Annotated in this window: 14 protein-coding genes, 1 tRNA gene and 1 pseudogene; 9 read left to right on the top strand and 7 right to left on the bottom strand. The window is 56.3% G+C overall.

The features are described from left to right. Positions 1–9 precede the first annotated feature (9 nt). The 4 genes from hisD to AC0L6A_RS13230 form a co-directional block, all read right to left on the bottom strand. Positions 10–1311, bottom strand: a complete 1302-nt coding sequence (gene hisD, locus AC0L6A_RS13245; protein WP_473290694.1) for a histidinol dehydrogenase — start codon at positions 1309–1311, stop codon at positions 10–12. A 66-nt stretch (positions 1312–1377) separates the two neighbouring features. Next, positions 1378–1860 (bottom strand): DUF2948 family protein, encoded by a 483-nt coding sequence (locus AC0L6A_RS13240; RefSeq protein ID WP_473290692.1) that lies wholly within the window; start codon positions 1858–1860, stop codon positions 1378–1380. A 5-nt stretch (positions 1861–1865) separates the two neighbouring features. Next, positions 1866–3131 (bottom strand): UDP-N-acetylglucosamine 1-carboxyvinyltransferase, encoded by a 1266-nt coding sequence (gene murA, locus AC0L6A_RS13235; protein WP_473290690.1) that lies wholly within the window; start codon positions 3129–3131, stop codon positions 1866–1868. Positions 3132–3140: 9 nt separating this feature from the next. After that, positions 3141–3305, bottom strand: a complete 165-nt coding sequence (locus tag AC0L6A_RS13230) for a hypothetical protein (RefSeq protein ID WP_473290688.1) — start codon at positions 3303–3305, stop codon at positions 3141–3143. A gap of 90 nt (positions 3306–3395) precedes the next feature. On the opposite strand from AC0L6A_RS13230, the gene AC0L6A_RS13225 reads away from it, so the two are divergent. Continuing rightward, positions 3396–3470, top strand: a tRNA-Thr gene (locus tag AC0L6A_RS13225). 112 nt (positions 3471–3582) lie between these two features. On the opposite strand, the gene AC0L6A_RS13220 is transcribed toward AC0L6A_RS13225, so the two are convergent. Further along, a complete protein-coding gene (locus AC0L6A_RS13220; protein WP_473290687.1) occupies positions 3583–4104 on the bottom strand; it encodes a CBS domain-containing protein in 522 nt (173 codons plus the stop codon). Between the two features lie 81 nt (positions 4105–4185). Between AC0L6A_RS13220 and AC0L6A_RS13215 the strand changes: the two genes are divergently transcribed. After that, positions 4186–4371, top strand: coding sequence for a hypothetical protein (locus AC0L6A_RS13215; RefSeq protein WP_473290685.1), 186 nt, complete (start codon positions 4186–4188; stop codon positions 4369–4371). Positions 4372–4377: 6 nt separating this feature from the next. Here AC0L6A_RS13215 and nqrM read toward each other — a convergent pair whose 3' ends face one another. Beyond that, positions 4378–4617 carry a (Na+)-NQR maturation NqrM gene (gene nqrM, locus AC0L6A_RS13210; RefSeq protein WP_473290683.1) on the bottom strand — a complete coding sequence of 80 codons (240 nt, stop codon included), beginning with the start codon at positions 4615–4617 and terminating at the stop codon, positions 4378–4380. Between the two features lie 17 nt (positions 4618–4634). Continuing rightward, entirely contained in the window at positions 4635–5663 is a 1029-nt protein-coding gene (locus AC0L6A_RS13205; RefSeq protein WP_473290681.1) for an FAD:protein FMN transferase, read from the bottom strand. 173 nt (positions 5664–5836) lie between these two features. Here AC0L6A_RS13205 and AC0L6A_RS13200 point away from each other — a divergent pair. The 7 genes and pseudogenes from AC0L6A_RS13200 (at position 5837) to AC0L6A_RS13170 (ending at position 12493) form a co-directional block, all read left to right on the top strand. Then, a pseudogene (locus AC0L6A_RS13200) lies at positions 5837–7180 on the top strand (Na(+)-translocating NADH-quinone reductase subunit A). A 4-nt stretch (positions 7181–7184) separates the two neighbouring features. Further along, positions 7185–8384: an NADH:ubiquinone reductase (Na(+)-transporting) subunit B gene (locus AC0L6A_RS13195; RefSeq protein WP_473290679.1), complete on the top strand. Its 1200-nt coding sequence runs from the start codon at positions 7185–7187 to the stop codon at positions 8382–8384. Next, positions 8377–9189 carry a Na(+)-translocating NADH-quinone reductase subunit C gene (locus AC0L6A_RS13190; protein WP_473290677.1) on the top strand — a complete coding sequence of 271 codons (813 nt, stop codon included), beginning with the start codon at positions 8377–8379 and terminating at the stop codon, positions 9187–9189. The genes AC0L6A_RS13195 and AC0L6A_RS13190 overlap by 8 nt, the downstream gene beginning before the upstream one ends. Beyond that, a complete protein-coding gene (locus tag AC0L6A_RS13185) occupies positions 9189–9842 on the top strand; it encodes an NADH:ubiquinone reductase (Na(+)-transporting) subunit D (protein WP_473290675.1) in 654 nt (217 codons plus the stop codon). Before AC0L6A_RS13190 ends, AC0L6A_RS13185 begins: the two co-directional genes overlap by 1 nt. Further along, positions 9842–10450, top strand: a complete 609-nt coding sequence (nqrE, locus tag AC0L6A_RS13180) for an NADH:ubiquinone reductase (Na(+)-transporting) subunit E (protein ID WP_473290673.1) — start codon at positions 9842–9844, stop codon at positions 10448–10450. The genes AC0L6A_RS13185 and nqrE overlap by 1 nt, the downstream gene beginning before the upstream one ends. Positions 10451–10462: 12 nt before the next feature. Beyond that, positions 10463–11686 carry an NADH:ubiquinone reductase (Na(+)-transporting) subunit F gene (nqrF, locus tag AC0L6A_RS13175; protein WP_473290671.1) on the top strand — a complete coding sequence of 408 codons (1224 nt, stop codon included), beginning with the start codon at positions 10463–10465 and terminating at the stop codon, positions 11684–11686. A gap of 78 nt (positions 11687–11764) precedes the next feature. Continuing rightward, positions 11765–12493 carry a Crp/Fnr family transcriptional regulator gene (locus tag AC0L6A_RS13170; RefSeq protein ID WP_473290669.1) on the top strand — a complete coding sequence of 243 codons (729 nt, stop codon included), beginning with the start codon at positions 11765–11767 and terminating at the stop codon, positions 12491–12493. The last annotated feature ends 198 nt before the right edge of the window (positions 12494–12691 follow it).

The raw sequence follows: 12691 nt of genomic DNA, 5'->3' as shown, positions 1-12691 counted from the left end.
ATCTGAGGGTCAATCGTTAAGGGCGTCAAGTCTTGCGCGCACAGACAGGCCGTGGGCTTCAAGACTTTCGGAAATGGCAAGGGTTTCGGCGGCGGGGCCAATTGCGGCCAGCGCGCCGGGGGTCATGCGGGCAAGCGTGGTGCGTTTCAGGAAGTCCATGACCGACAGACCCGAACTGAAGCGGGCAGACCGGGCCGTGGGCAATACGTGGTTGGGGCCGCCAACATAGTCGCCGATGGCTTCTGGGGTGAATTGGCCCAAAAAGATGGCACCAGCATGCACACATTTATCCGAAAGCGCTTCGGGGTCGGCCACGCACAGCTCAAGGTGTTCTGGTGCGATGCGGTTCGACAGCGCGGCGGCCTCGCCCAGATCACGCACGGTGATCACCGCGCCGAAATCGCGCCAACTGGCGCCAGCGATCTGACGACGTTCAAGCGTTTCAAGACGGGCCTCAACGGCTTTTGCGACGCGTTGGCCAAAGGTCTCATCAGTGGTGATCAGGATTGATTGAGCACTTTCGTCGTGCTCGGCCTGGCTCATCAGGTCCAAAGCCAGCCAATCAGGATCGTTATCAGCATCTGCGATCACCAGGATTTCGGACGGACCTGCGATCATGTCGATGCCAACCTTGCCGAACACTCGGCGCTTGGCCGCGGCGACAAAGGCGTTGCCCGGGCCGGTGATCTTGTCCACGGGTGGGATTGTGTCGGTGCCATAGGCAAGTGCAGCCACGGCCTGCGCGCCGCCAATGCGGTAGACCTCCTCCACGCCCGCAATTTTTGCGGCCAGCAATACCAGAGGGTTGGTCACCCCGTCGGGCGTAGGCACGGTGATAGCAAGCCGTTCGACGCCCGCAACTTTGGCTGGAATGGCATTCATCAAAACGGACGACGGATAGCTTGCAAGCCCCCCCGGCACATAAAGACCGGCTGCAGACACAGCAGACCAACGCCAGCCTAGATCAGCGCCGCTTTCATCGGTCCAAAGCTGATCTTCCGGCATTTGGCGGCTGTGATACGCACGAATGCGGTCCGCGGCGAGTTCCAGCGCCGCGCGATCTTCATCCGAAACCTTCGCGCACTCCGCCTCGATTTCCGTCTCAGAGAAGCGCAGCGTTTCCGGCGTCAGGTCCAGCCGATCAAATTTCGAGGTCAGCGCGATGACGGCATCATCCCCACGCGCGCGCACATCCGCAATGATCCCGGCAACTGTGGCGTCCACATCAGGGCTGTCTTCGCGCTTCATTGATAGAAGTTCGGTGAAACGCGCCTCAAACTCGGCGGATGTGCTGTTCAGAAACTGGGGCATGGCGCTCTCCTTTGGTCTGCTCTTAGCCGCAGCGCGGCGAAGGCTCAAGCGGTGCAGAGTCGCGGGTTATTCAGGCAGGTCATGCTCTGGCGCATGTTTCGATGGCGCAATGTAGGGGCGCGTAACATCTTGCAGCGTCACATCCAGCGCCTCAACATCCAGTGCAATGGCGCCATCACCTGCCAGCACCAGCTCAAGACGGCCCATTCCGTCCTCGCCCGGAGCGAATGACAGAGACAAAACCGACAAGATCATGTCCTTGTCGCCCTTTTGAACGCCTTGGCTTTGCACTTTTAGAACATCCGAGATGGAAAGCACCGATTGCACCCGTTCGACGTCGCGGCCACGTGCATCCGCAGCTGGCTTGTCTTCCCAGCGGAAGCGATTGATCAGCAGAGCAAAGCGGCGACGGCCCGCATCCCAAGACATCTCATGTGCCGGGAACACGGCGTCCTGAACCAGCGCGGAAACAACCGCAAGGTCTTCGCCATCAAGGGCAACCAGCTTAAGTGCGGCTTCACCGCCATCTTCGAAACGGGCGTCTTGCATATCGCTCACTCCTTCACGCGCTCGATCTTGGCGCCAATGGATGACAGCTTGCGCACGACTTTCTCGTAGCCGCGATCAAGGTGATAGACGCGGTTGACCACAGTTTCGCCTTCAGCAGCCATCGCAGCAAGGATCAGCGAGACTGAGGCGCGCAGGTCGGTTGCCATCACCGGCGCACCTTTCAGTTTGTCGACACCATGTACGGTCGCGGTGCCGCCATGCACCTCGATATTCGCGCCCATGCGGATCAGTTCCGGCGCGTGCATGAAACGGTTCTCAAATATTGTTTCGTGCAAGGTTGATGTACCATCAGCGGTACAAAGCATTGCCATCATCTGGGCCTGCAAATCGGTAGGGAAACCGGGGAAGGGTTCGGTGGTGACATCCACAGCCGACACACGACCGTTTTTGCGTGCAACCTTCAGGCCTTTTTTGGTTTCTTCCACGTGAATGCCGGCTGCATCCAGCTTCTCGCAGAAGCTTTCAACCAGCGAAATACGTCCGCCGATGCATTCGACCTCGCCACCTGCGATGGCTGGGGCGAGCATATAGGTGCCAAGTTCGATGCGGTCGGTGACAACGGGGTGGGTTGCGCCATGCAGGCGATCCACGCCTTGAATGACAATCTCGGACGTGCCGTCGCCTTCGATTTGCGCGCCCATCTTGCGCAGGCAATCCGCCAGATCCACAATCTCGGGCTCGCGCGCTGCATTGCGCAGCACGGTGGTGCCTTTGGCCAACGTCGAAGCCATCATGATGTTTTCAGTCGCGCCGACCGATGCAAAGGCCAGTTCAATCTCGGCCCCTTTCAAGCCGCGCGGGGCTTTGGCGTGCAGATAACCTTCTTTCAGCTCGATCTCTGCGCCCAGCTTTTCCAGCCCGTGAATGTGCAAATCCATCGGGCGCGCGCCAATGGCGCAACCACCGGGCAGAGACACAACGGCATGGCCCAGACGCGCAAGCATCGGGCCCAGCACCAGATTGGAAGCACGCATTTTGCGCACGATGTCATAGTCCGCCACGTGATTGTCGAGGTTATGGCTTGAAAGGGTCAGCACTTGACCCTCTTGCATCGAAGTAGCTTCAGCGCCCAGGCTTTCCAGAAGCTGGGTCATCGTCTTGATGTCCGACAGGCGCGGCGCATTGGTCAGGGTCAAAGGCTCTTCAGAAAGAATCGTCGCCGGCATCAGCGTCAAACATGCGTTCTTGGCCCCCGCGATTGGAATTTCGCCACGAAGCTCACCGCCACCCGTTACTACAATCGAATCCATCTGCCTGCCTTACCTTTTATTCTGTTTGTTTTCCGCAGCTTCGTCGTCAGACGCAGCACGTGACCGGGCCTGCGCTTTGCGCCGCCCCATGTTTGCTTTCAACGCAGCTTTCAGCCGCGCTTCGCGTTCAGCCCCTTTTTTCCCGGGCTTTTGAGATGACTTGTTCTGCTCCATGGGGTCTTCTGTAACGTGGATTGAAAAAAGGGTCCAGAATACGCTTGCGTCCATCTGAGAATAGGTCTAATCACCCGCCCACGATAGGATGCTGTGGTAGCTCAGTGGTAGAGCGCGTCATTGGTAATGACGAGGTCGGGAGTTCAATCCTCCCTCACAGCACCATCCATTCCCCAGAATACATGATTGACTTCGACCTGAGGCGGGTGCTGAACCTGCGGTCGTCAATCATATCTGCCAACACGGTTTGTGTTGGCAGGGGCTGTTACATAAGAAACTAGCCGACGATCAACTGTTTTAGCTGCAAGGCTTCGTGTTCAACCTCGTTCAAACGATGGGTGATCACGTCACCGATGGTGACCATGCCAATTGGTCCTGCATCACCCATCACGGGCATGTGGCGAAAGCGTCCATCGCTCATCCGTTTCAGGACGGACACCAGTGGATCATCCATGCCGCAGGTTTCAACCTCTTTGGTCATGACGTCTTCGACCAATTGGGGCAGCGTCTGGCCCGGCGCGTCAGCAAGTTTGCGCACGATGTCACGTTCTGACAGGATTCCGCAAAGCGCGCCGGTGTTGTCAGTGACAACCAAAGCACCAATTCTTTTATCCCGCAAAATCTCAACCGCGTGCCCCAGCGTTTCACCGGGTCTGATCGCAATCACATTGCTGCCTTTGCGATCAAGAATGTCACCGACCACAGCCGTTTTTGCCTTAAGATTGCTGGCGGGGTCCTGACTGTGGCTTTGCGATCCTTTGCGGTCCTTGCGCATAGGGGCCTGATACGACGTAGGCATTATCTGCTGTCCTCCCTGAAGTGTTTGCTGTTCGCACACATAGATAGCATAACGCAGCAATTCGAATTCAGGAGACAAAAAATGGTCGCACTTACGCTTTCATCCCCGGTTGCAACGGTGATTTTCGTGTTGGCGTGCGTGTGCGGCTATCAATACCGGCGGGTTTGGAAAGCCGAAGGACCGCGGTATTTGCTTTGGATTTACGGAGTGTTGGCAGCAGTCGGGCTGCTTACATTGGGCTTTGTGCCGTTGGCCGCAGCCCAGTAGTTTCTTTTAGCTTTCGGCCTGCGCCTGTTCCATCATCTTCTTTTTGCGTGGGCATTGCGACAAACGCTCACGCAGAGGGCTGTTTGGATCAATTTCCTTGCTGCAAACAAGGCATTGATCCGCATCGCTGATGGCATTCAGGCCACCACAGCTGCCTTTGATCGTCCGGCCCGCCATGATCACACCAAGGGCCATGCCCAGCATGATGATAAGCAGGACGCCAAAGGTCAGAAGGAAGGTGGCCATGCTGATGCTCCGTTATCTTATGCCGACAAACGCGTGAAGGCGTCGCTTGATGCCGATTTGAACTGAAGTGACGCCGCATCAGTGTCACGTTCGACGAACAGGACAGCCACATCGTGGGTTGCAGCCACTTCCAGACCACGCTCACGGCCCAGAATAAGCATCGCCGTCGCCCAAGCGTCCGCCAACATACCGTTTTCAGCCAAGACAGTGGCCGAAGCGGTGCGGTGCGTGATGGGTTTACCGGTCGCCGGATCAATCACATGCGAATACCGCTCGCCGTCTTTCTCAAAATAGTTCCGGTAATCTCCGGAAGAAGCCAGACCCAGACCCGAAATGCCAACAACGTCAAATACTGCGTTGTTCAGGGTCGCAGGCGTTTCGATGCCAATCTGCCAGGGAAGGCCATTGGGGTTGCGGCCCGACGCGTAGATGTCGCCACCGATTTCAACCATATAGTCGGTGATCCCGAAGGTTTCGAGCGCTTGACCAACACGGTCCGCACCATAACCTTTGCCGATCGCGGCCAGATAAACCTGCGCACCAGTCTGCTTTTTCTGAAGCACGTCGCCATCTACGCTGATCGTGTTGTTGTGTCCCACAGCGGCAAGCGTTTGTGTGACTTCCGTATCGTTGGGCATCGACTGCGCGCCGGGGGCGCCGAAGCCCCACAGCTCGATCAGCGGGCCCATTGTCGTGTCAAACCGGCCGTCGCTGGCGTTGTGCACGGCGTCTGCGGCTTTCATCACGTGCGCCAAAGCAGGTGTGACAGAAACGGGATCAGTGCTGGCAGATGCATTGAAGCGCGAAATCTCGGACTTGGGATTCCAGTTCGACATTTGCTGATTCACCTCAGCCAACGCCGTATTGATTGCTGTCTGCAGTTCAGCTTCGACCGCGCCGCCAGAAGGCTCGATGGCCACAACGTTATAGGTCGTCCCCATTGTCAGCCCTGACAGGTTAAATACACGGGCGGCTCCTTTACACGCGGCCAAGGCCAGCGGCATGAACATTACGGAACGGCGTGAGAATTTGATCAGATCGGGCACTGGATGAACCTCTTTCAGTCTTTGAAGGGTCTGTCATTTGAATTCAGTCTGGCTTGTCTTAGACAATAATGGTCTTTTCAACAAGAAAATGGCATTCACAATGTAAAAAGGCCCTTTCGTCCGCCGCGCACACATTGCATATAGCGGCAAGTCAATCTGAAGAGGTGAACACTGTGCAGCGGTATAGGCTACGCAAAGGATTGAACATTCCGATCTCTGGTGCACCCAGTTCGGATGTGAAGAACGGCCCGAATCCGCAGTCGGTTGCCATTCTTGGAGATGATTACATCGGCTGGAAACCGCGAATCTTAGTCGCGGAAGGTGATGTGGTTGGCGCGGGTACACCGATTCTGTCCAGCAAGGATATGCCGGACGTACAGGTTGTTTCCCCTGTCGCAGGCACGGTTAAGGCCATCAATCGCGGCGCGCGGCGCAAGCTGATCAGCGTTGAGATTGAAGTGTCGAAAGACGCAGCTAAGCCGACTGACTTTTCGAAAGTCGGGGATGCGTCTACTTCCGAAGGGCTGGTGCAGAAATTGTGCGCCGCCGGTCTTTGGACGTCTTTCCGCACACGCCCCTATTCAAAAATACCCGATCCAGCGACTCGCGCAGCTGCGATCTATGTGAATGCGATGGATACCGAGCCTTTGGCCGCTGATCCTGCTGTGATCATCGCCGAAGAGGCTGATGCCTTTGCGAAAGGGTTGGAGGCCATTGCATCGCTGAGCGAAGGCAAAACTTACTTGTGTCAGGCCGACGGCGTGTCCTTGCCGGGGCAAGACATTGCCGGGGTTGAGGCTGCTGCTTTCGCTGGCCCACACCCCGCAGGTCTGTCCGGCACGCACATGCATTTCCTTGAGCCGCCACGCGCAGACAAGATTGTTTGGACGATCGGCTATCAGGATGTGATTGTTATCGGACGCCTACTGTTGACCGGCAAATACGATGCGTCCTGCATCATTTCGCTGGCTGGCCCGGCCTGTGCCAACCCGCGCCTGATCCGCACCATCGCTGGTGCGTCGATGCCCGATCTGGCCGCAGCGGACGCTCCCAGTGATATGCCAGTGCGCATGATCTCGGGCTCGGTCCTTAGCGGACGGGCAGGCGATGGCGCAGATGGCTATCTTGGCCGCTATGCCCGCCAGATCACCCTGATTGAAGAGGACACGAAGCAGATCCCGATGGGATGAATCCGCCCGATGTTCGCCAAATATGCGGTTCAGCCGGTTCTTGGCTCGGCTTTTGCCAAGCGCGAGTTCCCGTTGACCTCGAACATGAACGGCGGTCGCCGCGCGATGGTGCCAACCGGTACGTTTGAAGAGCTGATGCCGCAGGATTTCCTGCCCACGCAGCTTCTGCGCGCACTTTTGGTGATGGACACCGATCAGGCACAAGCGCTGGGCGCGCTTGAACTGGACGAAGAAGACCTTGGTCTTGTCGGTTTTGCCTGTCCCGCGAAATATGAGTATGGGCTGGCGCTGCGCGACAGTCTGACGAAGATCGAGAAAGAGGGGTAGACCTTTGGGCTTGCGTAATTTTTTCGATCGGATCGAACCGAACTTCGAAAAGGGCGGTAGATTTGAAAAGTACTTCCCCATCTACGAGATGGTGGAAAGCTTTCTCTATACGCCGAAGACGGTAACGACCGCCGCACCTCATGCGCGGTCTTACGTCGATATGAAGCGGATCATGACCTATGTGGTGATCGCGACGATCCCGTGCATCCTGATGGCGATGTATAACACTGGCTTCCAGACCAACATGGCAATTGCCGAGTTCGGCGCCTCGGGCTGGCGTGCAGCGATCATCGAGGCATTGGGCATCGGGTTTAACCCGGCCAGCGCCTTCGCCAACATGGCGCACGGGCTTCTGTACTTCCTGCCGATCTACATCGTGACGCTGGTGGCAGGTGGCATCTTCGAGGTGATCTTCGCCACCGTCCGCAAACATGAAGTGAACGAAGGTTTCCTTGTTTCCTCAATGCTTTACGCGCTGATCGTTCCCGCAACGACACCGCTTTGGCAGGTTGCGCTGGGCATCATCTTTGGTGTCGTGATCGGCAAAGAGGTCTTCGGCGGAACCGGTAAGAACTTCCTGAACCCGGCGCTGACCGGCCGTGCCTTTCTGTATTTCGCCTATCCGGCACAACTGTCGGGTGACAGCGTTTGGGTGCCGGTGGACGGGTTTACCGGCGCAACAGCGCTTGCCGTTTCAGCATCGGACGGTTTTCAGGCGCTGGCCACGCGCGGCATCACCTGGTGGGACAGCTTTTATGGCTTCATCCCTGGATCAATGGGCGAGACCTCGACCTTGGCCTGTATCATTGGCCTGATCTTCCTTCTGGCTACAAAGATCGCAAACTACCGTATGGTGGTGGGCTGTCTGGCAGGGATGATTGGCTTCTCACTGCTGCTGAATTGGATCGGTTCTGATACCAACCCAATGTTTGCAATGCCGTGGTACTGGCACCTCGTGCTGGGTGGCTATGCCTTCGGTCTGGTCTTCATGGTGACCGAGCCTGTTTCGGGCGCGCACACCAATATGGGCCGCTATATCTATGGCGCGCTGATCGGCTTCATGGTCGTGATGATCCGCGTCATCAACCCGGCTTTCCCAGAAGGCATGATGCTGGCCATCCTGTTCGGCAACGTCTTCGCACCGCTGATCGACTATTTCGTCGTTCAGGCCAACATCAAACGCAGGGCAAAACGCCATGTCTGATAACGATCTGAACACCAACAAAGGCCCCATACGCCGTTTCCTTGATGCGCCTGCTGACTCGGTTGGCAAAACGGTCTTCGTGGCTGTTGCCCTGTGTCTTGTCGCCTCGATGATCGTGTTGGCCGCAGCCGTGGCCTTGCGCCCGCTGCAAGAGGTGAACGCGCTGAAAGACAAGCAGATCAACATTCTGCAGGTCGCGGGCATCTATGATCCCAACCAAGATGTGCTTGAGTCGTTCCAGGCCTTTGAGCCACGCATTTTGGAACTGGAAACCGGTACCTTCACTGACGCGTTTGATCCGGCCAGCTTTGACGACCGTGATGTGGCGGATGATCCTGCGACCTCGGTTGTGCTGGATGACGACCCGGCAGGCATTGTCCGTCAGGGAAAATTTGTCACCGCCTATCTGCTGCGCGACGATGCGGGCGAGATCGACAAGGTGATCTTGCCGATCCATGGCTATGGCTTGTGGTCGACGCTTTACGGCTTCATCGCGCTGGAAGAAAACGGCAACGACATCTTCGCACTGCAATTCTATGAACACGCTGAAACGCCGGGTCTTGGCGCCGAGGTTGATAACCCGCGTTGGAAGTCGCTTTGGAATGGCAAGAAACTGGCGGATGAGAACGGACAGCTTCAGATCAGCGTCGCCAAGACGGCACCAGCAGCAGGTGCAGATTTCCACATCGACGCACTGGCAGGGGCAACGCTGACCACGGCGGGTGTTCACAACCTTCTGAACTTCTGGATGGGTGAAAGCGGTTACGCGCCCTTCCTGGCAAATCTGAAAGCGGGGGATATCTAATGGCCCATAAACGCAGAGAGATGCTGATCGACCCGTTGGTCGACAACAACCCAATCACCTTGCAGGTACTGGGTATCTGTTCGGCGCTGGCGGTGACGTCATCGCTTCAGGTGGCCTTCGTCATGGCCATCGCGGTGACCTTGGTGACGGCGTTTTCGTCCATGTTCATCTCGATAATCCGCAGTCAAATCCCCAGTTCGATCCGGATCATCGTGCAGATGGTGATCATCGCATCGCTGGTGATCTTGGTGGATCAGGTGCTGAAAGCCTTCGCATACGAAATCTCGAAAACCCTGTCGGTCTTCGTGGGATTGATCATCACCAACTGTATCGTGATGGGCCGGGCCGAGGCCTTCGCCATGAAAAACGGCCCCATAGACAGCTTCATCGACGGTGTGGGCAACGGTCTGGGCTATGGCCTGATCCTGATGCTGGTCGGCGTGATCCGCGAGCTTTTCGGCTCGGGCAGCCTGTTTGGCGTGACCATTCTGGAAACCGTAAACAACGGTGGCTGGTATGTTCCCAACGGCCTGCTGCTGCTGCCCCCGTCAGCGTTCTTCATCATTGGTCTGATCATCTGGGCGTTCCGCACATGGAAACCTGGTCAGGTCGAAGAACGTGAATACGAAATTCAAACGGCCGAGGCACACTAATGGAAGCGCTCCTATCCCTCGCCGTAAAGGCAATCTTCGTTGAAAATTTGGCCCTGTCCTTCTTCCTTGGCATGTGTACCTTCATCGCTGTCTCAAAGAAGATCTCGACCGCCATCGGTCTGGGCATCTCGGTCATGGTCGTGCAAGCGATCACAGTCCCGGCCAACAACTTGATCCTGACCTATCTGCTGGCCCCCGGCGCGCTCAGCTGGGCAGGGTTCGCGGATGTGGACCTGACCTTCCTTGGCCTGATTTCCTATATCGGTGTGATTGCCGCGCTGGTGCAGATCCTCGAGATGGTTTTGGATAAATACTTCCCGCCGCTCTACAACGCGCTCGGAGTGTTCCTGCCGTTGATCACGGTGAACTGCGCCATCCTTGGTGGGTCGCTGTTCATGGTGGAACGCAGTTATGACTTCGCTGAATTGGTGACATACGGCATCTCGTCCGGCTTCGGTTGGGCGCTGGCGATCACCGCGATGGCAGGTGTGCGTGAAAAGCTGAAATACTCGGACATCCCAGACGGCCTGCAAGGGCTGGGGATCACCTTCATCACAGCAGGACTGATGGCGATGGCCTTCATGTCCTTCTCTGGCGTGAAACTGTAAGGGGCAACACATATGGCAACCTTCAGTCTTGGTATCATCCTTTTCACCCTGATCGTTCTGGCGTTGGTCACGATCATTCTGGCGGCCCGTTCGAGACTGGTGTCCACAGGTAACGTGAACATCACCGTGAACGGCGAAAAGACGATTTCTGTCCCTGCAGGCGGCAAGCTTCTGCAGACCTTGGCCGAGCAGAAATTGTTCGTTCCGTCAGCCTGTGGCGGCGGCGGCACCTGCGCACAGTGTCGTGTGAAAATCCATTCTGGCGGTGGGTCGATCCTGCCGACCGAAGAAAGCCACATCACCAAGCGCGAGGCCGCGTGTGGTGACCGCCTATCCTGTCAGGTGGCTGTGAAACAGGACATGGAAATCGAAGTCCCGGAAGAGGTCTTCGGCGTCAAAAAGTGGGAATGCACTGTGCGTTCCAACGAGAACGTCGCGACCTTTATTAAGGCGCTTATTCTGGACCTTCCTGAAGGCGAAGATGTGAACTTCCGCGCGGGTGGCTACATCCAGATCGAGGCCCCAGCACATCAGGTAAACTACACTGATTTCGACGTGGAAGATGAGTATCGCGAAGATTGGGATAAGTTCAATCTGTGGCAATACAAGTCTGTCTTGGATGAGCCGGTTGAACGCGCCTATTCAATGGCCAACTATCCGGATGAAAAAGGCATGATCATGCTGAACGTCCGTGTGGCTTCGCCCCCTCCGGGATCAGAAGGCATACCTCCGGGCAAGATGTCGTCCTTCATCTTCAATCTGAAGCCGGGCGACAAAGTCACAATCTCGGGTCCGTTTGGTGAGTTTTTTGCACGCGAGACCGAGAAAGAAATGGTGTTTGTTGGCGGTGGCGCCGGTATGGCCCCGATGCGCAGCCATATCTTTGATCAGCTTAAGCGGCTGAAAAACAAAGATCGCAAGATCACCTTCTGGTATGGCGCCCGCTCAAAGCGCGAGATGTTCTTTGTTGAAGATTTTGACGAGCTCGCGAAAGAATTCCCGAACTTCACGTGGCACGTCGCGTTGTCTGACGCACTGCCGGAAGATGATTGGGACGGCTACACTGGGTTCATTCACAACGTACTTTATGACGAGTACCTGAAAGATCACCCTGCACCAGAAGATTGCGAATACTACATGTGTGGTCCGCCCATCATGAACCAGTCGGTTATCAACATGCTGCTGGATCTTGGCGTCGACCGCGAAGACATTATGCTTGACGATTTTGGCGGCTAAACACGCGATTAGTTCGCAAGCAGATGCACAAAAAGGCCTTGGGTGGGACACGCTCAAGGCCTTTTTATTTGCTTTCAGGTGTCTGAGCGCGTAGCGGAAAGCCCAGACATGGCCAACCAGATGAGGCTGGCTGGGTTTGTAGGTGAGGAACACATGGTATTTAACTCTCTTGGAGCAGGCGCATTTGAGCGACTGCGACAGCGTGGTCACAGCCGCGTCTTCAAGAAGAAAGATGTGGTGTTCCGGTTTGGCGATCCCGGACTGACGTTGCTGATCGTTGAAGAGGGGACCGCCGAGGTCAGCGTGACAACCGCGCTTGGTCAGAAATCTATTCTTGGATTGGCCGCGCCGGGGGACGTTCTGGGTGATATCGCGTGTTTGGATGGCGGACCGCGCAGCGCCGATGTGGTGGCGCTTGAAAGGCTGGAAACAATTGAAGTTCAGCGCGGCGACGTCTTGCAACTGTTCCGTGAAGATCCTGACAGCGCAATCCTTGTGATCGAAGCCCTTTGCCAGAAGGCGCGCAATGCATCCGAGATGTTCGAAGTCCAAACGATGCAAAGTGGTCAGGCACGACTGGCTGCGTGCCTTCTAAGGCTTCTGGCATCGACCGCGCGTGACAACACGGAACAGAACTTGGTGAAGGCCAGCCAAAGCTGGTTAGGGGCCTATGCTGGACTGACACGAGAGAACGTGAACAGGCAGCTTAAGGCTTGGGCACGTGACGGAATTGCGCGGTTTGAAAAGGGCCATGTCGTGATCGAAGATCGGGCGCGGCTTAAAGAGTTGGCGCAAGGCGACGACTGATAAACAGCTCAAATCATGAGCTTTATTGAAAATCCCCCATAGGTAGAAAATAGTGAAAATGTGAAGTAATTTGCCCAACTGTGATGTGCGTCACAGGTGACCCATAGGCTGCGTGCTATTCAAAAGGGGAAGACGCTGAAAGCTTTTGGGGAAAGTAATTTTAGCACGCTTAGATACTAAAAAGCTCGCTTTGGGTGG

The organism is Aliiroseovarius sp. D2-2, assembly GCF_055809455.1.
The sequence above is the reverse complement of the archived record's forward strand: the minus strand, read 5'-3'. Positions and strand labels throughout refer to the sequence as shown.

Bases quoted from the DNA above. Each gene is read 5' to 3' on its own strand.
- hisD (WP_473290694.1), bottom strand. From the start codon at position 1,311: ATGCCCCAGTTTCTGAACAGCACATCCGCCGAGTTTGAGGCGCGTTTC.
- AC0L6A_RS13240 (WP_473290692.1), bottom strand. From the start codon at position 1,860: ATGCAAGACGCCCGTTTCGAAGATGGCGGTGAAGCCGCACTTAAGCTG.
- murA (WP_473290690.1), bottom strand. From the start codon at position 3,131: ATGGATTCGATTGTAGTAACGGGTGGCGGTGAGCTTCGTGGCGAAATT.
- AC0L6A_RS13230 (WP_473290688.1), bottom strand. From the start codon at position 3,305: ATGGAGCAGAACAAGTCATCTCAAAAGCCCGGGAAAAAAGGGGCTGAA.
- AC0L6A_RS13220 (WP_473290687.1), bottom strand. From the start codon at position 4,104: ATGCCTACGTCGTATCAGGCCCCTATGCGCAAGGACCGCAAAGGATCG.
- AC0L6A_RS13215 (WP_473290685.1), top strand. From the start codon at position 4,186: ATGGTCGCACTTACGCTTTCATCCCCGGTTGCAACGGTGATTTTCGTG.
- nqrM (WP_473290683.1), bottom strand. From the start codon at position 4,617: ATGGCCACCTTCCTTCTGACCTTTGGCGTCCTGCTTATCATCATGCTG.
- AC0L6A_RS13190 (WP_473290677.1), top strand. From the start codon at position 8,377: ATGTCTGATAACGATCTGAACACCAACAAAGGCCCCATACGCCGTTTC.
- AC0L6A_RS13185 (WP_473290675.1), top strand. From the start codon at position 9,189: ATGGCCCATAAACGCAGAGAGATGCTGATCGACCCGTTGGTCGACAAC.
- nqrE (WP_473290673.1), top strand. From the start codon at position 9,842: ATGGAAGCGCTCCTATCCCTCGCCGTAAAGGCAATCTTCGTTGAAAAT.
- nqrF (WP_473290671.1), top strand. From the start codon at position 10,463: ATGGCAACCTTCAGTCTTGGTATCATCCTTTTCACCCTGATCGTTCTG.